We start from the raw sequence: 22188 nt of genomic DNA, 5'->3' as shown, positions 1-22188 counted from the left end.
TATGAAACTGCTTAAGCTCGTCCCCGACAACACCAATATCGGCTTCGTCAAGCTGCGGCACTGGGCGTTCGCGCTCACGGCGCTGCTGACGGTGCTGGCCGTTGGTGCGACCCTGCATCGCGGCCTCAATCTGGGCGTCGATTTTGTCGGCGGCCTGATGATCGAAGCCCGCTTCCAGCAACCGCCCCAACTCGACAAGGTCCGCACGACCGTCGACCGTCTGGGCGTGGGCGACGGATCTCTCCAGCAATTCGGCGATCCCAGGACGGTTCAGATCCGCCTGCCGCTCCCCGAACAGGGCGGGGCGGGCGCGGCCAACGCCATTGTGGAAAAGGCGCGCAAGGCGATGACGGCGGAGTTCCCCGGCGTCACCTTTTCCCGGTATGACACGGTATCGGGCAAGGTGTCGGGTGAGTTGATCCAGAACGGCGTGCTGGCCGTCATGCTGGCGGTGATCGGTATCGCGATCTTCTCCTGGTTCCGTTACGAATGGCAGTTCGGCATATCGACCTTCGTCGCGATCATGCACGACGTGTTGATGACGCTCGGTTTCTTCGCCATCACCCAGTTGGAATTCGACCTCAATATCGTCGCCGCCGTGCTGACGATCGTGGGCTACTCCATCAACGACAAGATGGTGATCGACGACCGCATCCGCGAGAATATGCGGAAATACCGCAAGATGGACATGAAGGCTCTGATCGACCTGTCCGTCAATGAAACGCTGCCCCGCACGGTCATGACCTCGGTGACGATCATGCTGGCGCTGGGCGCGTTGCTGCTGTTCGGCGGCCATGTGTTGCGCGGCTTCACCGCCGCCATGATGCTGGGCATTGTCGTGGGTACTTATTCGTCGGTCTATGTGTCCTCCTCGCTGCTGATCACCCTTGGCCTGACGCCGCAGGCGGGCGAGCGCAAGGAGCGCAAGTCCATCGCCGCGCAGGCTGAGCGGGTGGGACCGCGCGACGATGGGGCGCGGCCCTGAACGGCAAACGCACCGGAATAGAGCTGCGCCGTGATGATGCGGGGCAGGGGCCGATCGTGACCGGCTTTTGCGGTCGCGGCTTCCGCGTGAAAGACGATGTCTTCCCGGCCGGACTGCTGCTCAGTCCTTTAAGAGCATTGGCTTGGGACGAAGCGCGCAGCCCCGATGTGCTGACGGCTGCGGCCTTGGGTGACCTGTTCGACCTTGATCCCCGCCCGGAGTTTCTCCTCCTTGGAACGGGCGCCGGTTTGCGTCAACCTTCCCGCAGCTTCGTTCGCGATCTGGAAGCCAGGGGGATCGGCGTCGAAGTCATGGACAGCCGCGCGGCGGCGCGCGCCTGGGGCGTGCTCAGGGCGGAGGAACGCTGGATTGTCGCGGCGCTCTTACCTCTCTGATTCCATGCGCCTTGCGCTTTGGCGCGCATCTGCCTAGGTTTGTCATCAAGTACCGGAGCCTCCCGGCCCGGCGTTGATGAAGTGAGATACGGCCATGGTGCAGCACAGCCGCCCATCGCCGCAGAGTTCCGGCCCAGCCGGCCGTTTTTCGGGCAACCGCGCCCGCAACGGTCCGGACAGTGGGAGCAAGGCTGCGGTCATTCCTCCCCCAACCAAACGGGGCGCCCATATATCGCACCAACGCCATGCCTATGCTGCCATCGATCTGGGCACCAACAACTGCCGTTTGCTGATCGCCAAGCCGTCGTCGGACGGTTTCATTGTCGTCGACGCTTTTTCACGGATCGTGCGTCTGGGTGAAGGGCTGGCCGCCACGGGCTGCATCAGCGACGCGGCGATCGATCGGGCCATTGCCGCTCTGTCCGTCTGCGCTGAAAAGCTGCGCCGCCGTCATGTCACCCTGGCCCGCTCGGTCGCGACGGAAGCCTGCCGTCGCGCCACCAACGGGCAGGCGTTTATCCACAGGGTCTATCGAGAAACTGGCATAGCGCTTGATATCATCAGCGCGCAGGAAGAAGCGCGGCTGGCCGTGCTGGGCTGTCATGCGCTACTGGAGCCAGGCAACGGTCCCGCGCTCATCTTCGACATTGGCGGGGGTTCGACCGAACTGGTGCTGGTGGAAGCGAGAAGCAAGGGCACCCCGCAAATAGTGGACTGGATCAGCGCCCCATGGGGCGTCGTTTCATTGACCGAAAGCGAAGCGTTCGATCACGCCGATCCCGCCGAACGTTTGGCCGCTTATGGCCGGATGCGCGCGCGGGTCGCAGATGCGTTTTCCGCCATTGCACGCCGTCTGCCCCGAGATCAGGCGGATATCCGGTTGCTGGGCACATCGGGTACGGTGACGACGCTCGCCAGCCTGCACCTCAATCTGCAACGCTATGACCGGCATGTCATAGACGGGCTCATCGTTCCCTCCACGTCGATGCGCGCCATTTCCGCGCGTCTTTCCACTATGAACCTGGCGGAGCGGCAGAAGCTGCCCTGCATCGGTACGGAACGGGCCGATCTGGTCGTGGCGGGCTGCGCGATCCTCGAATCGATATTGGACATCTGGCCCGCTGCGCGTCTGGGCGTCGCGGACCGGGGCATCCGCGAAGGCATATTGCGTAGCCTGATGGAACGCGATGGAGGCATGATGTGAGGGGCGCGGGCGCTGGCAAGATTCGGGTGAAGTCGGCGAAAGGGCGCACGGCCCAATCGACCCGCTGGCTCGAACGGCATCTGAACGACCCCTATGTCCGCCGCGCCAAGGCGGAAGGATGGCGCAGCCGCGCCGCCTTCAAGCTGATCGAACTGGATGAGAAATTCCATTTCGTGAAGGGATCGCGCGCCGTCGTCGATCTGGGCGTCGCACCCGGCGGTTGGGCGCAGGTCGTGCGGAAGCTCAGCCCCAAGGCGAAGGTGGTGGGCATCGACCTGCTGCCGACCGATCCCATTCCCGGCGTCACCCTGTTCGAAATGGACTTCATGGACGACAAGGCGCCTGACCTATTGCGGGATACGTTGGGCGAGGCGCCCGATCTTGTGATTTCCGACATGGCGGCGAACACGGTCGGCCATCCGCAGACGGACCATCTGCGGACCATGGCGCTGGTCGAGGCCGCGGCATGGTTCGCGGTCGAAAATCTCCGCAAGGGCGGCACCTTCGTCGCGAAGGTTTTCGCGGGCGGCACCGACGCCGATCTCCTTGCCGTGCTCAAGAAGCATTTCACCACGATCAAACATGCCAAGCCGCCCGCCAGCCGAAAGGGCAGCGTCGAATGGTATGTCGTCGCGCAGGGGTTCAAGGGCCAGCCTGAAAAGCAGGACTGAAACGGCCATCAGAAAAGGGCAGGGGGGCTCTTGGTTTCCACGGTATCGACAGTGGCCTATCTCGGGCTGGAGGCGCGCGGCGTCGAAGTGCAGTGCCAGCTTGTTGCGGGTCTGCCCAATTTCATCGTCGTCGGCCTGCCGGACAAGGCGGTGGCAGAAAGCCGTGAGCGCGTCCGCAATGCTATCGCTGCCATTGGCCTGTCGCTCCCGCCCAAGCGGATCACGGTCAACCTGTCGCCTGCCGGCTTGCCTAAGGAAGGATCGCATTTCGACCTTCCCATTGCGCTGGCGCTGCTTGGCGCGATGGGCGTTATCGATGCGGAAACGCTGGCGGGCTATGTCGTCGTAGGCGAACTCAGCCTTGACGGGCGGATCGCGCCGACGCCGGGCGTGCTGCTCGCCGCGCTCCACGCAGGGGAGCGGGAGATGGGCCTTGTCTGCCCCGTCGCGCAAGGATCGGAGGCCGCCTGGGCCGGACAGGTCGAAGTCATCGCCGCGCCTGATCTTCTCGGTCTTCTCAATCATTTCAAAGGCACGGCCGCCCTGTCGCCACCGCAGCCAGGCGCGGTTGAACCGCCAGCCCGCACTGCGGATCTCAAGCAGGTGAAGGGACAGGAAACAGCCAAACGTGCCCTGGAGATCGCGGCGGCCGGCGGCCACAATCTATTGATGATGGGGCCTCCGGGCGCGGGTAAATCACTGATGGCAAGTTGCCTGCCTGGCATCCTCCCCGAACTGACCCCCGGAGAAGCGCTCGGCATTATGTAGCAAACGCACCAGCCTCTAGATAGATGTAATCGCCTGTAGTGCGTAATGTCATCGTATGACGGACTACGCCCTAGATGCGCTCAAACGGAAGCGCGCAGAGATGACCGGCGAGATTGCCTTGTGCCACGCTCGCCTTCAGCAGCTATCCACCGATCTGGAGCATCTGGACGCCACACTCCGGCTGTTCGCCCCTGACTTCGTGCAGGAGAGCGTTTTGCCCAAGGTGTTCGTGCCACCCAAGTCATGGAGCAAGCGAGGGGAGATGAGCCGCGCAGTGCTGTCGATCCTGCGTGTAGCAAAGGGGCCGCTTTCCACGCGGGAGATAGCCGCCATGATCGTGGATCAGCGCGGGCTAGAGAACGATGCTGGTATCCTCAACATCATGACCCGGCGGGTGGGCCATGTGCTGCGCGATAAGCGCCAGAATGGCCTAGTGCGGTCGGTTGAGGAAACGGGGCTTTGGCTGCAGTGGGAGATTGTCAGGTAGCCCTAAAGCCTTACGGCCTGTCGTCTGGGTGGACCCAACCCGGTGGCGGCGCATACTCAGCGGGCCGGTATATCGTTTTGAACCCATCCTTAGCCACCATTTCAGGCAAGGCGCACGTATCCAGGTGATTCGCTGTCATCCGGATCTTTCCGTGAGCCAAGTTTGCAAGGTGCTGCGACGGCATTCTGCCGGGAGGGATCACGTTGACGATGCGTTTATCGGGAAAGCGATTGCGGAAGAATGATATTGTTGCCGCCTGATCGGTGTCGGCGGTCAGCAGAAAAGCTACGTCAAAAACATCGTCACAGGCGTCGGCAAAAAGGGACAGAGACAGGTTTATGTCCGTTTCCTTTTCACGGGGCTGATCCCAACGATGCCCGCAACTGTGCCTTTTGCATTTCATAGGCTCGGTTGTGGTGTGACCCAACTTGGTTTCAACTCCCACGATGGCTTGAGCGTTTACAAGCGCCTCGTGCCTGACCCGCTTGCCATGGTCGCCTTTGAAGTATGCGGTACAAAATACGACGCGGGTTATCGAACGTGCCTGCCCCTTGGAAATTAGCTCGGCCAATTTCCAGAAGTTACACCATTTGTAATGCGGAACTCCAAGATCATCCACTGCGTGGTAGAGGTTGAATCCGTCGATATAAAGTGCCCCGCGCACGTTAACTCCCTGTTGACACGGACTCGGTAGATTCCTAGATCAGCAATTGCAACGCCGCATGGTGCGCCCAGCGGATCCCCCAGGAGCTACGGCTCTTGGGGTTTTTGCTTTTTAGCGCTGCCAGTAGCCCTTCCACTGACGGCTAACCGGCGCTTCCATTGCCGCAGCCGTCACCATCACCGCCTGAGTGCCGTTATCGACGCGGCGGTTATCTTCGCGCCACGAAGCCTCCCGCGCATACTGGCCGATGTACGGGCCAGCGATATGGTGGTGCGTTCCGACTTCCATCCGACGCAGGCGAGAGAAGTAGCTTTCGGCCTGATTGGTGCAAGCGCCGTTGTCCAGAAACGCTACCGAGTGATTTACGCGGCGCGTATCCCAACCGGCATGAAGCGCATCCCATCCCGTACCTTCGTCGGCCATGATCGTGGCAACGGTGCCAACATGATCGCGGACGTAGGGAACGGCATCGCCTTCATTGCGGACGATGAAGGGCAGCGACTTGCCGTTGCGCTCACGCATGATGACAACGCACTGGCGCTTGCCAGTGAGGTTCGCCTTCAAGCGGCGATCCTTGCGATCTTCCTTGCGGTTTTCCGGCTTGCTGTAGCCGCCGAAATACGCGCCGTCGATTTCCACCACGCCGTCAAGCTGGCGGTCCATCTGCTCACGCGCCATCGCCTCGCGCAGCTTGTGCGTGAGTACGAAAGCCGTCTTGTACTGGCAATCCAGGTCGCGGCTCAGTTGGAGCGCGGCAACGCCCTTCGCGCCGTTCACGAAGATCACGATAGCGGCCAGCAGATCGGTGAAGCTCATCTTACGCGAGGCGAAGATAGTGCCGCTGGTGACGCTGTACTGGTGGTGACAGCCAACGCACTTGAACTTGCGGCGCGTGGCAATGCTGTAGCTTTCCGTGCAGCCGCAGCGCGGGCACACAGCTTCGCCGTCCGTGTCAGCCCAACGCATATCGCAGAAGGTTTGATACGCCTTGTCCTCGCCCATGCTGAAAACAGCCTTGAGGCTGATCGTGCGGGCTTTGGAGGAAAGGAGGAAGTGTTGCATGTCATCGTATCCGTTGCTTATGCATCGCATATAATGACATAACTGTATCTTGCACAAGGGCAAATGTATCGTGTATGATGGCGTTTGCGACGAATGGAGTGCAAACGTGGCCGATACGGAATGGGAAGCGAAGGTTAAGGGGTTGCTGAAGGCGGAATTGAAGCGCCGAAATGTCTCTTATGCTCAGCTAGTTGAGAAGCTCGCCGCTGTCGGCGTGGTGGACTCTGAGCCGAATATCAGGAACAAGCTGAGCCGGGGCAAATTCACAGCGGTGTTTCTCATACAATGTTTAGAGGCGATAGGGGCGTCATCCTTGCGGCTGTCGGATGGATAGTTTTACTAGGGGCTGCTCCACCACATAAAGAAAGCCCAAGCGCCAAAACCGAGCAGCAGGAAAAGAGCGCCACCGCGCCTACTGGCAACTACGCGGCTTATCCCGATAAATATGCCGATAGCTGTTACCAAGCCAAAGACCACGACACCGCCGATCTTTGCGCCCAGTGGCGCGCCGCCGTCGCGGCGGAAAAAGCTGCGGAAAGTGGCTGGTGGGGGAACCTGATCGGCGGATTTGGAGGTGTTCTCTCCTTTGTCAGCGTGGTGCTGGTTGTCATGGCGCTTAGGCAGACTGAGAAGTCCCTTGCCCAAGCCAGGGAAGCCAACAGCATCGCAAAAAACTCCGCAATCCGTCAGCTTCGCGCTTATCTCGGAATTGAATCCGTTATTGTGGAATCGCGGTCCGTCATCAAACTTCGCGTCCGGAATTTTGGCCAGACTCCCGCTGTCAACGTCAAGATGATCACGCGGCACATGATTGATGAAAACGGAGAATGGTTTCCTGTGAATCATCCTTTTGGCATGGTCGATCCAGATCATTGCGTGACTGGCGTTATCCGTGCCGGAACCTATGGTCCAACGCTCCCTACAAAACCTTGCAAGCTGCATATTAAGATCGCGATTTCGTACGACGATCAGATGGGCGGAAAATGGAACCGGGAGGCCACGTTTTATCTCGCTGACTGGCTTTTCAAAAAAATGCCGTGGGAACTGCATGTCTACCCCGACACCGCCAAAGAGACTGAGCGCGAGGAATAGAGTCGCGCTAATCACGCACCCTTAGCGCAGGCGCGCCCTCCCTTGGTGCGTTTGCTACATAATGCCGGAAGCGCTGGAAACCTCCATGGTCGCAAGCGTCGCGGGCACATTGCAGGGGGGGAGGATCAGCCGTGCGCGTCCCTTCCGTGCGCCCCACCACAGCGCTTCCATGGCCGCGCTGGTGGGGGGCGGACTGCGTGCCCGGCCCGGTGAGGTCAGCATGGCGCATCTGGGCATATTATTCCTCGACGAACTTCCCGAATTCCAGCGGGCCGTGCTCGATTCCCTCCGCCAACCGCTCGAAACCGGCGAAGTGACGGTCGCGCGCGCCAATGCCCATGTCACTTTCCCGGCACGGGTTCAGCTTATCGCGGCGATGAATCCCTGTCGCTGCGGGCATCTAGGCGATCCGGCCCTCGCCTGCTCACGCGCGCCGCGTTGTGCGTCGGACTATCAGGCGAAGGTATCGGGACCGCTTCTGGATCGCATCGACCTGCATGTGGAAGTGCAGGCGGTGACAGGCGCCGATCTGGTCCTGCCCCCGCCCAGCGAGGGGTCTGCCGAAGTCGCCGCCCGCGTTGCGGCCGCGCGGACGATCCAGACCGAACGCTATGCCGGAACGCGCACCCGGACCAATGCGGAGGTGGATGGCGAAAGGCTGGAAGATGTGGCGGGTCCGGACGAGGCGGGACGGGAGTTGTTGGCGCAGGCTGCCGCCGCCATGAAGCTGTCCGCGCGCGGCTACACCCGCGTTCTGCGCGTCGCCCGGACCATCGCCGACCTTGCCGGAGCCGACCGTGTGGGCCGCGTGCATGTGGCCGAAGCGCTCAGCTATCGTCGCCGCCCGCCGGTGAACTGAATTCAGGCCGCGCCGTCGCTGGTAATCAGCTTCAGTTCGGCGGCTGGGGTTTCTTCACCGTCCCGGTGCGTCAGCCTTCCGTCGATCCGGCTGCCTGGTTCGATGGAAATCCGCCTGTAGGTTACATCGCCGGTGATCCGTGCGCTGCTCTCCACCGTCAGTTCCTCTGCCGTGATCGATCCGTCGACCAGTCCGGCGAGCCGGGCGCTGCTGGCTATCACATGGCCCATGATGTGACTGTCGGGGCCCTGCACCAGCGCGGCGCAGGTGATGTCGCCTTCGATCCTGCCATCGATATGGAGGTCAACCGAGGCGCTCAGATCGCCGGTGATGCTGACATCGCCGCCGATCAGCGAAAAGGGCGTTTTCTTAGCCCCGGTTGCCGATGCCGGCGAAACGGGCCTTTGCGATTTGCTGGATTTGGAGAACATCTTGCCGGGCCTCCAGGAAACGGCGGGGGTTGATGGGTTGGCCGTCGATACGCACTTCGAAATGCAGATGCGTGCCGGTCGAACGGCCCGTCGATCCCATGCGTCCGATGGCGTCGCCGCGCGCGACGGTCTGGCCCACGCGGCTCGAAAAACCGGATAGATGAGCATAGCGGGTCATCAGACCATTGCCATGTTCGACCTCCACCACATTGCCATAGCCCTGACGCTGTCCGACATAGACCACCTTGCCCTTGGCTGCGGCCAATATGGGCTGGCCATGGCGGCCGGGGAAATCCATGCCTGCATGGAAAGCGGCATGACCGTTGAACGGGTCGCGGCGATAGCCGTATGAACTTGTTTCCATCGGCGCCGTTGTCGGCTTGCCCGAAGGGATGGCGATCAGGCCGCTTTCAAGAAATTCCAGGCGGGACAGTGCGCTGGCGAGCCGGGCGAGTTCCCTGGGCATGTCCTCCCGCTCGCCAGGCCATGGCACGAAGGGCCCGCCCTGCGCCCGCGCGGCATTGCGGCTCAGGGATTCGGGATTAAGGCCGAAGCTGCGGATGGCGGCAGCGGCTTTGTCCGCGCGCCGCTCGACTGCGGTGGCGAGCAACAGCGCAAAATGCCGTTGCCGCGCATCGATCTTCATGAGGGGAGCCGCTTCGGGCGCCATGCTTGTCTTTGTGGCCGGGCCGCCCTGCTCCGCGTCCTTCTTCGTTTCCGCGTCAGGAGAGCCGATTACCCGCGCCGATAGGGCGCCGCCTTCGGCACCGAAATGCGTCCGGTAGAGATCGTCCATGAAATCCTGACGCTCTTCCAGATCCTGCGTCAGTTCTTCGACGGATTTCCGGTAATGTTCGACCTTGCTGGCCTTGCTGGCGACGGTTTTGCCTTGTTGCGCCAGCACGGCACGGTCATGTGCGACGGCGGCGCTGCCCGCCACCATGGCTATGGTGAGCGCGGCCCATCCAATCAGCACGATGGACAATGCCCCCGCGGCACACAGCTGTAAACGCCGGGAAATCCGGATGAATTTCACCTGGCCGCCGGAGCGTAGGAAAATCTCTCTTTCCGGGCAAAAGGCTGCAAGCCTTTCCCTGAAGGAAATCCTCCCCTTCTTGCTTCGTTGCGGCAATTGCGACCCCGTCCGACTCTTGATGTGAGTAGCGGGCGGCTAGCAAAAAGAATCCGGTTGGCGCGAATCCATCATTACGGACTCGTGACGAGTCGAGCGCTGGGCGCGGCAAAACGAGGAAAAGGCGTTTTGGTTCCTCTGTTGGCGAGAAAAATTTGTCATCAGCCAGCGAACAGGCGGCGGTCGATTCGCTGAAGTTCAGAAATCCGGGACGCGGGACCGCCGCGCCGAACAGGAAGCCCTGTCCATAATGACATCCGCCGGCGCGCAGATAAGCGAGCTGATTTTCATTTTCCACACCCTCGGCCACGGTGCGGATGCCCAAACTATATGCCAGGTTCAGCACGATGCGGACGATGGCGGCGTCGTCGGGATTGGTTTTAAGATCCCGGAGGAAGCAGCGGTCGATCTTGATGATGTCGATCGGAAATTGCGTGAGGTGGGAGAACGAAGCATAGCCGGTGCCGAAATCGTCCAGCGCGATGGAAATGCCGGCGGCGCTCAATCGTTGCAGATTATATTCCACGACTTGGCACGGTCATGAATATGCGTTTCAGCGTTGCGCCATTATTTGCCAGAGCGGCACGTTGACCACGCCTCCTTGTTAATGGGGTGGAGCGCATCCGGCCCGTGCTTGACCATAAAAGCCCGCTTCGCTATAGGCGCGCCAGCCCAGCGACCTGCGGCGGAAGGACTCGTCTTTTTTCCACATTCGCCGGGCGAACACAGAGCTGAACATTGCCGGGTGCTCTTGCGGCTCCAGGGGGCGTTTGCCCGCCGGGGGCCTTTGCTGTTTGGAGATTATCTCTTCTTTCGGCCAGGAACGCGGGAGTGCGCGCGGTAAAGTAACTGAAAAAAGGTGAAGGGCTTCATGCCAACAATCAACCAGCTGGTCCGGAAGGGCCGCGAACCGCAGAAGGCCAAGTCGAAGGTCCCTGCAATGGATGCGAACCCGCAGAAGCGCGGTGTTTGCACCCGCGTCTACACGACGACCCCGAAGAAGCCGAACTCGGCTCTCCGTAAGGTGGCGAAGGTGCGTCTGGTCAACCAGCGCGAAGTCATCACCTACATTCCGGGTGAAGGTCATAACCTTCAGGAGCATAGCGTTGTGCTGATCCGTGGCGGTCGCGTACGCGACCTTCCCGGTGTGCGCTACCATGTGCTGCGCGGCGTTCTGGATACCCAGGGCGTCAAGGACCGTAAGCAGAGCCGTTCCAAATACGGCGCGAAGCGTCCTAAGTAAGAAGGGGAGGCCAATAATATGTCACGTCGTCGTCGCCCCGAAAAGCGCGTTATCCTGCCCGATCCCAAGTTCGGCGATATCGTTCTTTCCAAGTTCATGAACAGCATCATGCAGGACGGCAAGAAAGCCGTTGCCGAATCGATCGTCTATGGTGCGCTGGATACCGTCGAGGCTAAGGCCAAGAAGGATCCGATCCAGATGTTCCATGACGCGCTGAACAATGTGAAGCCCGGCATCGAGGTCCGCAGCCGCCGCGTTGGCGGTGCGACCTATCAGGTGCCCGTCGAAGTGCGCCCCGAGCGCGCCCAGGCGCTGGCCATCCGCTGGCTTATCACCGCGTCGCGCAACCGCAGCGAAACTACCATGGCCGCCCGCCTGTCGGGCGAGCTTCTGGACGCTGCCAACAACCGCGGCAATGCGGTCAAGAAGCGCGAAGACACACATCGCATGGCGGAAGCGAACCGCGCCTTCTCGCACTATCGCTGGTAAGCACTATATTGGGAAGCGGGGGCCATGCGGTTCCCGCTTCCCTGGTTCCCGTTCGCCCGGAGCTTGTCAAAGGGCTGCACGCCTTCCCGGGAAGGAAACAGGGCTTCGACAAGCTCTCCTGAGTGCAGTCGAAGGGCCGAACGGATTGAAGTTTCAGTCCCAAGTCTCAAGGTTTGACCGCCGCATCGCGGCAACGGAGTAACGATCATGGCCCGCAGCCATCCGCTCGAACGCTATCGCAATTTCGGTATCATGGCGCATATTGACGCCGGTAAGACCACCACGACCGAGCGTATCCTTTATTATACCGGCAAGTCCTACAAGATCGGCGAAGTCCATGACGGCGCCGCCACCATGGACTGGATGGAGCAGGAGCAGGAGCGTGGCATCACCATCACGTCCGCGGCCACCACTTGCTTCTGGAACGACCACCGCCTGAACATCATCGATACGCCCGGCCACGTCGACTTCACCATCGAAGTCGAGCGTTCGCTGCGCGTGCTGGACGGCGCGGTCGCCGCGTTTGATGGCGTGGCGGGCGTTGAGCCGCAGTCGGAAACCGTGTGGCGCCAGGCGGACAAGTACAAAGTGCCGCGGATGTGCTACATCAACAAGCTCGACCGCACCGGCGCGAATTTCTACTATTGCGTGCAGACGATCATTGATCGCCTGGGCGCTATCCCGGCCGTCCTCTATCTCCCCATTGGCGCGGAGTCGGACTTTGTCGGCCTGGTCGATCTCGTGCATGACCGCGCGATCATCTGGAAGGATGAAAGCCTGGGCGCCGAGTTCGAATATAAGGAAATTCCGGCCGATCTGGCCGACAAGGCCGCCGAATATCGCGAAAGGCTGATCGAACTTGCCGTCGAGCAGGACGATGAGGCGATGGAAGCCTATCTGGAAGGCAATCTGCCTGATGTCGATACGCTCAAGAAGCTGATCCGCAAGGGTACGCTCGGGCAGGCATTCGTACCGGTGCTGTGCGGCTCCTCGTTCAAGAACAAGGGCGTGCAGCCGCTGCTCGACGCCGTTGTCGACTACCTGCCCAGTCCGCTCGACATTGAAGACGTGCAGGGCGTCAAGATGGACGGCGAAACCCCCGACAGTCGCCCGACGAGCGACGATGCGCCGTTCGCTGGCCTTGCGTTCAAGATCATGAACGATCCCTTCGTCGGCTCGCTGACCTTCCTGCGCGTTTATTCGGGCACCCTGACCAAGGGCACCTATCTGAACTCGGTCAAGGACAAGAAGGAAAAGATCGGCCGTATGCTCCTCATGCATGCGAACAGCCGTGAAGACGTCGATACGGCCTATGCCGGCGACATCGTCGCGCTGGCCGGGATGAAGGAAACGACTACCGGCGACACGCTGTGTTCGGAAAAGCAGCCGATCATTCTGGAACGGATGGAATTTCCCGAGCCGGTGATTGAACTGTCGGTCGAACCCAAGACCAAGGCCGACCAGGAAAAGATGGGCATCGCCCTCAACCGCCTGGCTGCCGAGGATCCATCCTTCCGCGTCTCGACCGATCACGAATCGGGCCAGACGATCATCAAGGGCATGGGCGAGCTTCACCTCGAAATCCTCGTCGACCGCATGAAGCGCGAGTTCAAGGTCGAGGCGAATGTCGGCGCGCCGCAGGTGGCCTATCGCGAATATCTCGCGAAAAAGGTCGACATCGACTATACCCACAAGAAGCAGTCGGGCGGCTCGGGCCAGTTTGGCCGCGTCAAGGTGACCGTGGTCCCCGGCGAGCGCGGTTCGGGCTTCCAGTTCTTCGACGAGATCAAGGGCGGCAACATTCCGCGCGAATATATCCCGTCGGTGGAAAAGGGTTTCCGCGAAACGGCTCTGACCGGTCAGCTCATCGGTTTCCCGATCATCGACTTCGAAGTTCACCTGACGGACGGCGCGTACCACGACGTCGATTCGTCGGCGCTGGCCTTTGAAATCTGTGCCCGCGGCGCGATGCGCGAGGCGGCGCAGAAGTCCGGGATCAAGCTGCTCGAACCGATCATGAAGGTCGAAGTCGTGACCCCGGAAGAATATCTGGGCGACGTCATCGGCGACATGAACAGCCGTCGCGGACAGATCCAGGGCACGGACAGCCGCGGCAACGCTCAGACTGTCGATGCACTGGTGCCGCTGGCCAACATGTTCGGTTATGTCAACCAGCTGCGCTCCTTCACGCAGGGACGCGCGCAGTACAGCATGCAGTTTTCGCACTATGATGAAGTGCCGCAAAATGTCGCGGACGAAGTCAAGGCGAAGATGGCCTGACGATTTTCCCGACCGGCCTGCGCGAGCGGGTCGGTTTGGGGCTGGTAATCTAGAAATTTGCTGCTATGGACGCGCCTTCGCAAGGCGCGGCCGAGCGGTCAAACCACACAGCGGATTTGATTAGAAGGTAGGAAAAAATGGCGAAAGCTAAGTTTGAGCGGACGAAGCCGCACTGCAATATCGGCACCATCGGTCACGTCGACCATGGCAAGACCTCGCTGACCGCGGCAATCACCAAGGTTCTCGCCGAAACCGGCGGCGCGACCTTTGTCGACTATGCCAATATCGACAAGGCGCCTGAAGAGCGCGAGCGCGGCATCACCATTTCGACCGCGCACGTCGAATATGAAACCGAAGCGCGTCACTACGCGCACGTCGACTGCCCGGGTCACGCTGACTATGTGAAGAACATGATCACCGGTGCCGCCCAGATGGATGGCGCGATTCTGGTCGTGTCGGCCACTGACGGCCCGATGCCGCAGACCCGTGAGCACATCCTGCTCGCCAAGCAGGTCGGCGTTCCCCAGCTGGTCGTGTTCATGAACAAGGTCGACCTCGTCGACGACGCGGAAATCCTCGAGCTTGTTGAGCTGGAAATCCGCGAGCTGCTGTCGTCCTACGACTTCGACGGCGACAATATTCCGATCATCGCCGGTTCGGCCGTGAAGGCTCTGGACGGTTCCAACGACGAAATCGGTCGTGAAGCCGTTCTGAAGCTGATGGCTGCCGTCGACAGCTGGATCCCGCAGCCGGAGCGTCCGGTTGACAAGCCTTTCCTGATGCCGATCGAAGACGTGTTCTCGATCTCGGGTCGCGGCACCGTCGTCACCGGCCGCGTCGAGACCGGCATCGTCAAGGTTGGCGAGGAAGTCGAGATCGTCGGTATCAAGGATACCCGCAAGACCACCGTCACCGGCGTCGAAATGTTCCGCAAGCTGCTCGACGAGGGCCGCGCGGGCGACAATATCGGCGCGCTGGTTCGTGGCGTGGGTCGTGAAGATGTCGAGCGTGGCCAGGTTCTGGCTAAGCCCGGTTCGGTTACGCCGCACACCGAGTTCGATGCGGAAGTCTATGTGTTGTCGAAGGAAGAAGGTGGCCGTCACACGCCGTTCTTCGCCAACTATCGTCCGCAGTTCTACTTCCGCACCACGGACGTCACTGGTGAGGTTGTCCTGCCCGAGGGCACCGAGATGGTCATGCCCGGCGACAATGTGAAGCTCGGCGTGAAGCTGATTGCTCCCATCGCCATGGACTCCGGTCTGCGCTTCGCGATCCGCGAAGGTGGCCGCACGGTTGGCGCAGGGGTTGTCGGCACGATCTCGAAGTAATATAGGCACCAAGCGGCGCGAATCGCCTGATTCGCGCCGCTTGGAATTTTCGCCGCCTCGGATCGCCTTTCTCCGGCTCGCAGGAGCTAGAAGGGCAATGTTGAGGCGGTATATTTTTGGTTTGGCGCATTTTCTGAATCGTCAGCTGTTCCAGCTGACTGGAAAATGCTCTGGTTTTTGGCTCTTTCGCATCGGTTAGGGATATGGACAGCAACATCCGCATTCGCCTTAAGGCGTTCGATCATCGCGTGCTCGATCAGGCGACCGGCGACATCGCCGAAACCGCCCGTCGCACGGGCGCCCTCATTCGCGGTCCGATTCCTTTGCCGACGCGCATCGAGAAGTTCACGGTCAACCGTGGCCCGCATATCGACAAGAAGTCGCGCGAGCAGTTCGAGGTCCGCACCTACAAGCGTATGCTTGACATTGTGCAGCCGACGCCGCAGACGGTCGACGCGCTGATGAAGCTGGATCTGGCTGCCGGCGTGAACGTAGAGATCAAGTTGGCCTGAGCCGACAAGTCCCTGCTTTCCGAAAGGAGGGCAGGGTATCGGGCGTTTCGGGGTATCCCGAGGCTCAAACGACACAAGGGATACCGCGCGACTCATGTCGCGGTCCTGGTCCCCCGTCGCTGTTCCCGAGTAGGGGGTGGCATCCAACCCGGACGGGGTGATCTACACATTGGGTTGGCCGCGAAGGAGGAATCCGGAGCGGTTTTTTCGTTGGATACGCCCGCTGCTAAGGCGGGCCTCTATGGGAGTAATGGTGATGCGCACTGGCGTTATCGCTAAGAAAGTCGGGATGACCCGTCTGTTCCAAGAGGACGGACGTCATGTTCCGGTTACGGTTCTTGCCCTTGAGGGCAATCAGGTCGTGGCCCGCAAGGAAGTCGATCGTGACGGTTATGTCGCGGTCCAGCTCGGCGCGGGCGTCGCGAAGGTCAAGAATGTCGCCAAGCCGCAGCGCGGCCACTTCGCCAAGGCGGAAGTGGAGCCGAAGGCGCGTCTGGTCGAATTCCGCGTCGCCGAGGATGCGCTCCTCGATGTCGGTGCCGAGATCGCGGCCGATCATTTCATCACCGGTCAGCTGGTCGATGTTGCCGGTCACACCCAGGGCAAGGGCTTTGCCGGCGCTATGAAGCGCTGGGGCTTCGGCGGCATGCGCGCCACCCACGGCGTGTCGATCAGCCACCGTGCTCATGGTTCGACGGGTAACCGGCAGGATCCGGGCCGCGTCTTCAAGAACAAGAAGATGGCCGGCCACATGGGTGATCGTGAGCGGACCCAGCAGAACCTCGAAATCGTCCGCACGGACGTCGAGCGCGGCCTGCTGTTCGTGAAGGGCAGCGTTCCGGGCGCCAAGGGCACCTGGCTGACTGTCAGCGACGCCGTTAAGGTCGCCCGTCCGGCGGATGCGCCTTATCCCGCCAGCCTGAAGAAGGCTGACAACAGCAACGACAGCGCTCCTGCTGATACCCCGGCTGAAGAAGTCGTGGCAGTGGAAGCCACCGAAGGCCAGGAGGGCTAAACCATGAAGGTCAAGGTACAGACCCTCGACGCGCAGGCCGCCGGCGACCTGGAGCTCAACGATGCCGTGTTCGGCCTCGAGCCCCGCGCCGACATCCTGCATCGCGTCGTCACCTGGCAGCTCGAAAAGCGTCGCGGCACCGCCCGTGGCACCCGCGAGCGTAGCGACGTCGCCCGCACCGGCAAGAAGTTCGGCCGCCAGAAGGGTGGCGGCACCGCTCGTCACGGTGATCGCCGCGCTCCGGTGTTCATCGGTGGTGGTAAGGCTCATGGCGCCCGCGTCCGCGACTTCAACCCCTCGCTGAACAAGAAGGTTCGCGCGCTGGGCCTGAAGATGGCGCTGTCGTCGAAGGTCAAGAGCGGTTCGCTCACCATCATCGACACTCTCGACGTCAAGGACGGCAAGACCCGGGAACTGGTCGCCAGCCTCGCCAAGCTGAACCTCTCCAAGGCGCTGTTCATCGACGGCGACGCGGTCAACATCAGCTTTGCCAAGGCCTCGGCCAACATCGTCGGCGTAAACCTGTTGCCCGCCGTGGGCGCCAATGTTTACGACATCCTGAAGGCCGACTCGCTGGTGCTCACCCGCGCCGCGGTCGAAAAGCTGGAGGCCCGTTTCAATGGCTAAGAAGCAAGCCGCAACGGTTGACAACCGTCATTATGACGTCGTGGTCGCCCCGCACATCACCGAGAAGTCGACCCTTCTCAGCGAGAACAACGCCGTGGTTTTCAAGGTGGCGGGCGATGCGTCCAAGCCGGAAATCAAGGCAGCTGTGGAAGCGCTGTTCGGCGTGACCGTGAAGGCGGTCAACACGCTGGTGCAGAAGGGCAAGACGAAGCGCTGGAAGGGCAAGCCCTACAAGCGTTCGGACGTCAAGAAGGCGATCGTCACGCTGGCCGAAGGCCAGTCCATCGACGTCACCACCGGTATTTGAGGCAGGATAGATGGCACTCAAGCACTATAATCCGACGAGCCCGGCCCAGCGCGGCCTGATCCTCGTCGACAAATCCAGCCTGCATAAGGGCAAGCCCGTCAAGGCGCTGACCGAAGGCAAGCGCAAGACCGGTGGCCGTAACAACAAGGGCCATGTGACCTCGCGCGGTATCGCGGGCGGTCACAAGCAGCGTTACCGCATCATCGACTTCAAGCGTCGGCTGTGGGACGTGGAAGGCACGGTCGAGCGTCTGGAATATGACCCCAACCGCACCGCCTTCATCGCGCTGGTCAATTATCCCGACGGCACCCAGGCGTATATCCTGGCGCCGCAGCGTCTTGCTCCCGGTGACAAGGTCATCGCAGGCAAGAAGACCGACGTGAAGCCGGGCAACGCGATGGAACTGGGTCAGATGCCGGTCGGTACCATCATCCACAATATCGAGATGAAGCCCGGCAAGGGCGGTCAGCTCTGCCGTTCGGCGGGCACTTACGCCCAGCTGGTCGGTCGCGATCGTGGCATGGTGATGGTTCGCCTGTCTTCGGGCGAACAGCGCTACATCCGCTCGGATTGCATGGGCACCGTTGGCGCCGTGTCGAACCCCGACAACGCGAACACCAATCTCGCCAAGGCGGGCCGCAGTCGCTGGCTCGGCCGCCGTCCGCTGACGCGCGGCGTGGCGAAGAACCCGGTCGATCACCCGCATGGTGGTGGTGAAGGCCGCACCTCGGGCGGCCGTCATCCGGTCACGCCCTGGGGCAAGCCGACCAAGGGTGCGCGCACCCGCCACAACAAGGCGACGGACAAGTTCATCATCCGTAGCCGCCACGCCAAGAAGAAGAGGTAAGCGAGATGGCTCGTTCCGTCTGGAAAGGTCCGTTCGTGGACCTCAGCCTTCTGAAGAAGGCGGAAGCCGCGCAGGACGCCGGTGGCCGTGCGCCGATCAAGACCTGGTCGCGCCGCTCCACCATCCTGCCGCAGTTCGTCGGCCTGACGTTCAACGTCTATAACGGCCGCAAGCATGTTCCGGTGTCCGTCAACGAGGATATGGTGGGTCACAAGCTGGGCGAATTCGCTCCGACCCGCTACTTCCCCGGCCACGCCGCCGACAAGAAGGGCAAGCGCTAATGAGCAAGGAAAAAGCTCCCCGTCGCGTCGCCGACAATGAGGCGCTGGCCGTTGGCACGCAGATTCGCGGTTCGGCCCAGAAGCTGAACCTGGTCGCCGCGCTGATCCGTGGCCGGAAGGTCGAGGACGCGCTCAATGTGCTCACCTTCTCGAAGAAGGCGATGGCCGTCGACGTGCGCAAGGTGCTGGCCTCGGCCATCGCCAATGCGGAAAACAACCACAATCTGGACGTCGACGCGCTGGTCGTCGCGGAAGCATCGGTGGGCAAGAGCTTCACCCTGAAGCGCTTCCACGCTCGCGGCCGCGGCAAATCGACCCGGATCCTCAAGCCCTTCAGCCGCGTACGCATTGTCGTGCGTGAAGCTGGCGAAGAAGCGGAGGCGTAAGCACATGGGTCACAAGAGCAATCCGATCGGTCTGCGTCTTCAGATCAACCGCACCTGGGACAGCCGCTGGTTCGCCGAAGGCGCCGACTATGGCCGTCTGCTGCTGGAAGATCTCAAGATCCGCAAGTTCATCATGAAGTCGCTGCCGCAGGCTGCGATCTCCAAGGTGGTGATCGAACGTCCCGCCAAGCTGTGCCGCGTATCGATCTACGCTGCCCGTCCCGGTGTCATCATCGGCAAGAAGGGCGCGGACATCGAGAAGCTGCGTAAGAAGCTGAGCGCGCTCACGTCGTCGGACGTGTCGCTGAACATCGTCGAGATCCGCAAGCCGGAAATCGATAGCAAGCTCGTCGCACAGGGCATCGCCGATCAGCTCGAACGCCGCGTGGCGTTCCGCCGGGCGATGAAGCGGGCGGTGCAGTCGGCCCTGCGTCTGGGCGCTGAAGGCATCAAGATCACCTGCGGCGGCCGTCTGGGCGGCGCGGAGATCGCGCGCGTCGAATGGTATCGCGAAGGCCGCGTTCCGCTGCACACGCTGCGTGCGAACGTCGATTATGCCGAAGCCGAAGCCCACACCGCTTATGGCGTCTGCGGCATCAAGGTCTGGATCTTCAAGGGTGAGATCCTGGGCCACGATCCGATGGCCACCGACCGGCTGATGCTGGAGGCTCAGACCTCCGGCGTGCGCCCGGCGCGCTGAGAATAAGGTAGGTATAGCGTCATGCTGCAACCGAAGAAAATGAAGTTCCGCAAGACCTTCAAGGGTCGGATCAAGGGCGACGCCAAGGGCGGTTCGGCTCTGAACTTCGGCTCCTATGGTCTCAAGGCCATGGAGCCTGAGCGGATCACCGCGCGTCAGATCGAAGCGGCTCGCCGCGCGATCACCCGCCACATCCGCCGTCAGGGCCGTCTGTGGATCCGCGTGTTCCCCGACGTTCCGGTGTCGAAGAAGCCGGCCGAAGTCCGTCAGGGCAAGGGCAAGGGTTCGGTCGAATATTGGGCTGCTCGCGTGAAGCCCGGCCGCATCCTGTTCGAACTGGACGGTGTGCCCGGCCCGCTCGCAGCAGAGGCATTCTCGCGCGCCGCGATGAAGCTGCCCATCAAGACCAAGGTTGTTGCCCGCCTCGGCGACACCTCGCACCTGGAGGGTTAAGCCGTGGCGAACGTTGCCGACCTCAAGACCAAGACGGACGACGAACTGTCGACCGAACTGAACAACCTGAAGCGTGAGCAGTTCAACCTGCGCTTCCAGGCGGCCACCAACCAGCTGGAAAAGCCCAGCCGGGTAAAGGAAGTCCGCCGGTCGATCGCGCAGATCAAGACGCTGCAGACCGAGCGTTCGCGCTCGGCCGCGAAGTAAGAAGGAAACACACGATGCCCAAGCGCGTGCTGACGGGAACGGTGGTTTCCGACAAGACCGACAAGACGGTGGTGGTTCGCGTAGAGCGCAAGGTGAAACATGCGCTCTACGGTAAGATCATTCGCCGTTCGAAAAAATATCATGCCCATGACGAAGGCAACGCCTACAAGGAAGGCGAGACGGTCCGCATCGAGGAGACCGCCCCGATTTCCAAGCTCAAGACCTGGAAGGTCATCGAGCGGGTGGACACGCACAAGTCGCCTGAACAGGCGGCGTGAGGCTTAGTCACTGACCTATTGAGGTCGCAGGCGCAACGCGGGGCTGGCCTTTTCCCTGAGAAGAGGCTACAGGCCCGCGCTTCGTGCTTTCGAATCTTCCGGGTCGAGGCAGAAAAAATTCGGAACCGCCGGGCCAGAATCGTTCTGGGCTTTCCCGGTAGGCCAAATGAGAAGGAACCGGATCCATGATCCAGATGCAATCCAATCTTGACGTCGCGGACAACAGCGGCGCCAAGCGCGTCCAGTGCATCAAGGTGCTGGGCGGGTCGAAGCGGCGCTTCGCCAGCGTGGGCGACATCATCGTCGTCTCCGTCAAGGAAGCCCAGCCGCGCGGCAAGGTGAAGAAGGGGGACGTGCACCGCGCCGTCATCGTTCGCACCGCCAAGGACGTGCGTCGCGCTGACGGCAGCGTGATTCGCTTCGACGGCAATGCCGCTGTGCTTATCAACAAGAACGAGGAGCCGATCGGCACCCGTATCTTTGGCCCGGTCGTTCGCGAACTGCGCGCCAAGAAGCACATGAAGATCATTTCGCTTGCTCCCGAGGTGCTGTAATGAGCGCTGCCAAGATCAAGAAGGGCGATAAGGTCGTCGTCCTGGCTGGCAAGGACAAGGGCCGCAGTGGCGCTGTGCTCCAGGTGCTTCCGAAGGACGACAAGGTCCTGGTGGAAGGCATCAACGTGCATGCGCGTCACCGCAAGCCCGACCAGTCGAACCCGCAGGGTGGCATCGAGCGCAAGCCCGCGCCGCTCCACATTTCGAACGTGGCGGTCGCCGACAAGGACGGCAAGCCGACCCGCGTCCGCTTCGAGGATCGCGACGGCAAGAAGGTCCGCGTCGCCGTCAAGTCCGGTGAGGTGCTGTAATGGCCGATAAGTACATTCCGCGCTCCAAGGCGCAGTATGACGAATCCATCGTCAAGGCGATGACCGAGAAATTCGGTTACAAGAACGTCATGGAAGTGCCCAGGATCGAAAAGATCACGCTCAACATGGGCGTGGGCGAAGCGACCCAGGACAAGAAGAAGGTCACTTCGGCCGCCGAGGAAATGGAACTGATCGCGGGCCAGAAGCCCGTCATCACCAAGGCGAAGAAGTCGATCGCGCAGTTCAAGCTGCGTGAAGGCATGCCGATCGGCGCCAAGGTCACGCTGCGCCGCGAGCGCATGTATGAATTCCTGGATCGCCTGATCAACATCGCCCTGCCCCGCGTGCGCGACTTTCGTGGTCTCAATCCGAAGAGCTTCGACGGCCGTGGCAACTATGCCTTCGGCATCAAGGAGCAGATCATCTTCCCCGAGATCAACTATGACCGCATCGACAAGGTGCGCGGCATGGACATCATCGTGACCACCACCGCGAAGACGGACGAGGAAGCGCGCGAATTGCTGCGTCTCTTCGGCTTCCCCTTCCCGCAGGAAGAAGAGAAGCAGGCGGCCTGAATGCAGGCCCCGCTTCTCTCCCAACGCTTTAGCTAAGGAAGAGAA

General features: G+C 61.4%; 30 protein-coding genes and 2 pseudogenes. 27 read left to right on the top strand and 5 right to left on the bottom strand.

The annotated features are described in order from the left end of the window. The first annotated feature begins 1 nt into the window (after position 1). The 6 genes and pseudogenes from secF (at position 2) to ATN00_RS01565 (ending at position 4510) form a co-directional block, all read left to right on the top strand. Complete coding sequence (secF, locus tag ATN00_RS01590; protein WP_062061225.1) at positions 2 to 985, top strand: protein translocase subunit SecF; 984 nt, start codon at positions 2 to 4, stop codon at positions 983 to 985. Between the two features lie 56 nt (positions 986 to 1041). Next, positions 1042 to 1380, top strand: a complete 339-nt coding sequence (locus ATN00_RS01585; protein ID WP_082635056.1) for an Mth938-like domain-containing protein — start codon at positions 1042 to 1044, stop codon at positions 1378 to 1380. A 94-nt stretch (positions 1381 to 1474) separates the two neighbouring features. After that, positions 1475 to 2584, top strand: a complete 1110-nt coding sequence (locus ATN00_RS01580; RefSeq protein ID WP_062061222.1) for a Ppx/GppA phosphatase family protein — start codon at positions 1475 to 1477, stop codon at positions 2582 to 2584. Then, positions 2581 to 3255, top strand: a complete 675-nt coding sequence (locus ATN00_RS01575) for an RlmE family RNA methyltransferase (RefSeq protein ID WP_062061219.1) — start codon at positions 2581 to 2583, stop codon at positions 3253 to 3255. The genes ATN00_RS01580 and ATN00_RS01575 overlap by 4 nt, the downstream gene beginning before the upstream one ends. Positions 3256 to 3285: 30 nt before the next feature. After that, positions 3286 to 4011: pseudogene (locus ATN00_RS01570) on the top strand (magnesium chelatase domain-containing protein); the annotation flags it as partial. Positions 4012 to 4123: 112 nt separating this feature from the next. Then, positions 4124 to 4510, top strand: coding sequence for a hypothetical protein (locus ATN00_RS01565; RefSeq protein WP_156415195.1), 387 nt, complete (start codon positions 4124 to 4126; stop codon positions 4508 to 4510). Positions 4511 to 4520: 10 nt separating this feature from the next. Here ATN00_RS01565 and ATN00_RS01560 read toward each other — a convergent pair whose 3' ends face one another. After that, entirely contained in the window at positions 4521 to 5174 is a 654-nt protein-coding gene (locus tag ATN00_RS01560; protein ID WP_062061213.1) for a PIN domain-containing protein, read from the bottom strand. 111 nt (positions 5175 to 5285) lie between these two features. Then, positions 5286 to 6266, bottom strand: coding sequence for an IS1595 family transposase (locus ATN00_RS01555; protein ID WP_082635054.1), 981 nt, complete (start codon positions 6264 to 6266; stop codon positions 5286 to 5288). A 76-nt stretch (positions 6267 to 6342) separates the two neighbouring features. Between ATN00_RS01555 and ATN00_RS23565 the strand changes: the two genes are divergently transcribed. From ATN00_RS23565 to ATN00_RS01540, 3 genes and pseudogenes are all read left to right on the top strand, one after another. After that, entirely contained in the window at positions 6343 to 6570 is a 228-nt protein-coding gene (locus tag ATN00_RS23565) for a DUF6471 domain-containing protein (protein ID WP_062061206.1), read from the top strand. Then, the gene (locus tag ATN00_RS23285) at positions 6522 to 7328 is read left to right on the top strand and encodes a hypothetical protein (protein WP_156415194.1); all 807 of its coding nucleotides are present in this window, start codon (positions 6522 to 6524) and stop codon (positions 7326 to 7328) included. The genes ATN00_RS23565 and ATN00_RS23285 overlap by 49 nt, the downstream gene beginning before the upstream one ends. Positions 7329 to 7392: 64 nt before the next feature. Beyond that, positions 7393 to 8187: pseudogene (locus tag ATN00_RS01540) on the top strand (YifB family Mg chelatase-like AAA ATPase); the annotation flags it as partial. 2 nt (positions 8188 to 8189) lie between these two features. Here ATN00_RS01540 and ATN00_RS01535 read toward each other — a convergent pair. Genes ATN00_RS01535 through ATN00_RS23870 form a run of 3 tightly spaced genes read right to left on the bottom strand, consistent with a single transcriptional unit; the run spans position 8190 to position 10276 of the window. Next, a complete protein-coding gene (locus ATN00_RS01535; protein ID WP_062061200.1) occupies positions 8190 to 8618 on the bottom strand; it encodes a bactofilin family protein in 429 nt (142 codons plus the stop codon). Further along, the gene (locus tag ATN00_RS01530) at positions 8557 to 9594 is read right to left on the bottom strand and encodes a M23 family metallopeptidase (protein WP_231746357.1); all 1038 of its coding nucleotides are present in this window, start codon (positions 9592 to 9594) and stop codon (positions 8557 to 8559) included. Before ATN00_RS01530 ends, ATN00_RS01535 begins: the two co-directional genes overlap by 62 nt. Further along, positions 9530 to 10276, bottom strand: a complete 747-nt coding sequence (locus ATN00_RS23870; RefSeq protein ID WP_231746356.1) for an EAL domain-containing protein — start codon at positions 10274 to 10276, stop codon at positions 9530 to 9532. Before ATN00_RS23870 ends, ATN00_RS01530 begins: the two co-directional genes overlap by 65 nt. Positions 10277 to 10621: 345 nt before the next feature. Here ATN00_RS23870 and rpsL point away from each other — a divergent pair, with 345 nt between their 5' ends. From rpsL to rplE, 18 genes are all read left to right on the top strand, one after another. After that, on the top strand, positions 10622 to 10993 hold the full coding sequence (gene rpsL, locus ATN00_RS01520; protein ID WP_026002556.1) for a 30S ribosomal protein S12: 372 nt from the start codon (positions 10622 to 10624) through the stop codon (positions 10991 to 10993). 18 nt (positions 10994 to 11011) lie between these two features. Further along, the gene (gene rpsG, locus ATN00_RS01515; RefSeq protein ID WP_062061191.1) at positions 11012 to 11482 is read left to right on the top strand and encodes a 30S ribosomal protein S7; all 471 of its coding nucleotides are present in this window, start codon (positions 11012 to 11014) and stop codon (positions 11480 to 11482) included. Positions 11483 to 11689: 207 nt separating this feature from the next. Next, positions 11690 to 13762, top strand: coding sequence for an elongation factor G (gene fusA, locus ATN00_RS01510; protein ID WP_062061188.1), 2073 nt, complete (start codon positions 11690 to 11692; stop codon positions 13760 to 13762). Positions 13763 to 13899: 137 nt separating this feature from the next. After that, complete coding sequence (tuf, locus tag ATN00_RS01505) at positions 13900 to 15090, top strand: elongation factor Tu (protein WP_062061185.1); 1191 nt, start codon at positions 13900 to 13902, stop codon at positions 15088 to 15090. A gap of 203 nt (positions 15091 to 15293) precedes the next feature. Then, a complete protein-coding gene (rpsJ, locus tag ATN00_RS01500; RefSeq protein WP_004208724.1) occupies positions 15294 to 15602 on the top strand; it encodes a 30S ribosomal protein S10 in 309 nt (102 codons plus the stop codon). Between the two features lie 256 nt (positions 15603 to 15858). Then, positions 15859 to 16617 (top strand): 50S ribosomal protein L3, encoded by a 759-nt coding sequence (gene rplC / locus ATN00_RS01495; RefSeq protein WP_062068266.1) that lies wholly within the window; start codon positions 15859 to 15861, stop codon positions 16615 to 16617. Positions 16618 to 16620: 3 nt separating this feature from the next. Beyond that, positions 16621 to 17244, top strand: a complete 624-nt coding sequence (rplD, locus tag ATN00_RS01490) for a 50S ribosomal protein L4 (RefSeq protein WP_062061183.1) — start codon at positions 16621 to 16623, stop codon at positions 17242 to 17244. Next, the gene (locus tag ATN00_RS01485) at positions 17237 to 17551 is read left to right on the top strand and encodes a 50S ribosomal protein L23 (protein WP_021244946.1); all 315 of its coding nucleotides are present in this window, start codon (positions 17237 to 17239) and stop codon (positions 17549 to 17551) included. The genes rplD and ATN00_RS01485 overlap by 8 nt, the downstream gene beginning before the upstream one ends. A gap of 10 nt (positions 17552 to 17561) precedes the next feature. Next, positions 17562 to 18398 carry a 50S ribosomal protein L2 gene (gene rplB / locus ATN00_RS01480; RefSeq protein WP_062061180.1) on the top strand — a complete coding sequence of 279 codons (837 nt, stop codon included), beginning with the start codon at positions 17562 to 17564 and terminating at the stop codon, positions 18396 to 18398. Positions 18399 to 18403: 5 nt separating this feature from the next. After that, positions 18404 to 18679, top strand: coding sequence for a 30S ribosomal protein S19 (gene rpsS / locus ATN00_RS01475; protein ID WP_021244948.1), 276 nt, complete (start codon positions 18404 to 18406; stop codon positions 18677 to 18679). After that, positions 18679 to 19065: a 50S ribosomal protein L22 gene (gene rplV / locus ATN00_RS01470; protein WP_021244949.1), complete on the top strand. Its 387-nt coding sequence runs from the start codon at positions 18679 to 18681 to the stop codon at positions 19063 to 19065. The genes rpsS and rplV overlap by 1 nt, the downstream gene beginning before the upstream one ends. Positions 19066 to 19069: 4 nt before the next feature. Continuing rightward, positions 19070 to 19765 carry a 30S ribosomal protein S3 gene (rpsC, locus tag ATN00_RS01465; protein ID WP_062061177.1) on the top strand — a complete coding sequence of 232 codons (696 nt, stop codon included), beginning with the start codon at positions 19070 to 19072 and terminating at the stop codon, positions 19763 to 19765. A gap of 21 nt (positions 19766 to 19786) precedes the next feature. Continuing rightward, a complete protein-coding gene (gene rplP, locus ATN00_RS01460) occupies positions 19787 to 20218 on the top strand; it encodes a 50S ribosomal protein L16 (RefSeq protein WP_037472393.1) in 432 nt (143 codons plus the stop codon). Positions 20219 to 20221: 3 nt separating this feature from the next. Then, a complete protein-coding gene (gene rpmC / locus ATN00_RS01455) occupies positions 20222 to 20425 on the top strand; it encodes a 50S ribosomal protein L29 (RefSeq protein ID WP_021244952.1) in 204 nt (67 codons plus the stop codon). 14 nt (positions 20426 to 20439) lie between these two features. Next, the gene (rpsQ, locus tag ATN00_RS01450; protein WP_062061174.1) at positions 20440 to 20703 is read left to right on the top strand and encodes a 30S ribosomal protein S17; all 264 of its coding nucleotides are present in this window, start codon (positions 20440 to 20442) and stop codon (positions 20701 to 20703) included. Between the two features lie 185 nt (positions 20704 to 20888). Further along, positions 20889 to 21257, top strand: a complete 369-nt coding sequence (gene rplN, locus ATN00_RS01445) for a 50S ribosomal protein L14 (RefSeq protein ID WP_021244954.1) — start codon at positions 20889 to 20891, stop codon at positions 21255 to 21257. Beyond that, positions 21257 to 21568 (top strand): 50S ribosomal protein L24, encoded by a 312-nt coding sequence (rplX, locus tag ATN00_RS01440; RefSeq protein WP_062061171.1) that lies wholly within the window; start codon positions 21257 to 21259, stop codon positions 21566 to 21568. Before rplN ends, rplX begins: the two co-directional genes overlap by 1 nt. Next, complete coding sequence (gene rplE, locus ATN00_RS01435; RefSeq protein ID WP_062061168.1) at positions 21568 to 22143, top strand: 50S ribosomal protein L5; 576 nt, start codon at positions 21568 to 21570, stop codon at positions 22141 to 22143. The genes rplX and rplE overlap by 1 nt, the downstream gene beginning before the upstream one ends. Positions 22144 to 22188: the final 45 nt, after the last annotated feature.

Origin of the sequence: Sphingobium baderi, from assembly GCF_001456115.1 — a bacterium.
In the GTDB taxonomy this organism is placed as follows: Bacteria; Pseudomonadota; Alphaproteobacteria; order Sphingomonadales; family Sphingomonadaceae; genus Sphingobium; species Sphingobium baderi_A.
Note: the sequence above shows the minus strand (reverse complement) of the source record. Positions and strands in the feature narration are given on the sequence as shown.

Bases quoted from the DNA above. Each gene is read 5' to 3' on its own strand.
- ATN00_RS01580 (WP_062061222.1), top strand. From the start codon at position 1,475: ATGGTGCAGCACAGCCGCCCATCGCCGCAGAGTTCCGGCCCAGCCGGC.
- rplD (WP_062061183.1), top strand. From the start codon at position 16,621: ATGAAGGTCAAGGTACAGACCCTCGACGCGCAGGCCGCCGGCGACCTG.
- ATN00_RS01485 (WP_021244946.1), top strand. From the start codon at position 17,237: ATGGCTAAGAAGCAAGCCGCAACGGTTGACAACCGTCATTATGACGTC.
- rplX (WP_062061171.1), top strand. From the start codon at position 21,257: ATGAGCGCTGCCAAGATCAAGAAGGGCGATAAGGTCGTCGTCCTGGCT.
- rpsS (WP_021244948.1), top strand. From the start codon at position 18,404: ATGGCTCGTTCCGTCTGGAAAGGTCCGTTCGTGGACCTCAGCCTTCTG.
- rplC (WP_062068266.1), top strand. From the start codon at position 15,859: ATGCGCACTGGCGTTATCGCTAAGAAAGTCGGGATGACCCGTCTGTTC.
- rplB (WP_062061180.1), top strand. From the start codon at position 17,562: ATGGCACTCAAGCACTATAATCCGACGAGCCCGGCCCAGCGCGGCCTG.
- secF (WP_062061225.1), top strand. From the start codon at position 2: ATGAAACTGCTTAAGCTCGTCCCCGACAACACCAATATCGGCTTCGTC.
- ATN00_RS01555 (WP_082635054.1), bottom strand. From the start codon at position 6,266: ATGCGATGCATAAGCAACGGATACGATGACATGCAACACTTCCTCCTT.
- rpsJ (WP_004208724.1), top strand. From the start codon at position 15,294: ATGGACAGCAACATCCGCATTCGCCTTAAGGCGTTCGATCATCGCGTG.
- rpsG (WP_062061191.1), top strand. From the start codon at position 11,012: ATGTCACGTCGTCGTCGCCCCGAAAAGCGCGTTATCCTGCCCGATCCC.
- rpsQ (WP_062061174.1), top strand. From the start codon at position 20,440: ATGCCCAAGCGCGTGCTGACGGGAACGGTGGTTTCCGACAAGACCGAC.
- rpsL (WP_026002556.1), top strand. From the start codon at position 10,622: ATGCCAACAATCAACCAGCTGGTCCGGAAGGGCCGCGAACCGCAGAAG.
- tuf (WP_062061185.1), top strand. From the start codon at position 13,900: ATGGCGAAAGCTAAGTTTGAGCGGACGAAGCCGCACTGCAATATCGGC.
- rpsC (WP_062061177.1), top strand. From the start codon at position 19,070: ATGGGTCACAAGAGCAATCCGATCGGTCTGCGTCTTCAGATCAACCGC.
- fusA (WP_062061188.1), top strand. From the start codon at position 11,690: ATGGCCCGCAGCCATCCGCTCGAACGCTATCGCAATTTCGGTATCATG.
- ATN00_RS01535 (WP_062061200.1), bottom strand. From the start codon at position 8,618: ATGTTCTCCAAATCCAGCAAATCGCAAAGGCCCGTTTCGCCGGCATCG.
- rplE (WP_062061168.1), top strand. From the start codon at position 21,568: ATGGCCGATAAGTACATTCCGCGCTCCAAGGCGCAGTATGACGAATCC.
- ATN00_RS23285 (WP_156415194.1), top strand. From the start codon at position 6,522: ATGTTTAGAGGCGATAGGGGCGTCATCCTTGCGGCTGTCGGATGGATA.
- rplP (WP_037472393.1), top strand. From the start codon at position 19,787: ATGCTGCAACCGAAGAAAATGAAGTTCCGCAAGACCTTCAAGGGTCGG.
- rplN (WP_021244954.1), top strand. From the start codon at position 20,889: ATGATCCAGATGCAATCCAATCTTGACGTCGCGGACAACAGCGGCGCC.
- ATN00_RS01565 (WP_156415195.1), top strand. From the start codon at position 4,124: ATGACCGGCGAGATTGCCTTGTGCCACGCTCGCCTTCAGCAGCTATCC.
- rplV (WP_021244949.1), top strand. From the start codon at position 18,679: ATGAGCAAGGAAAAAGCTCCCCGTCGCGTCGCCGACAATGAGGCGCTG.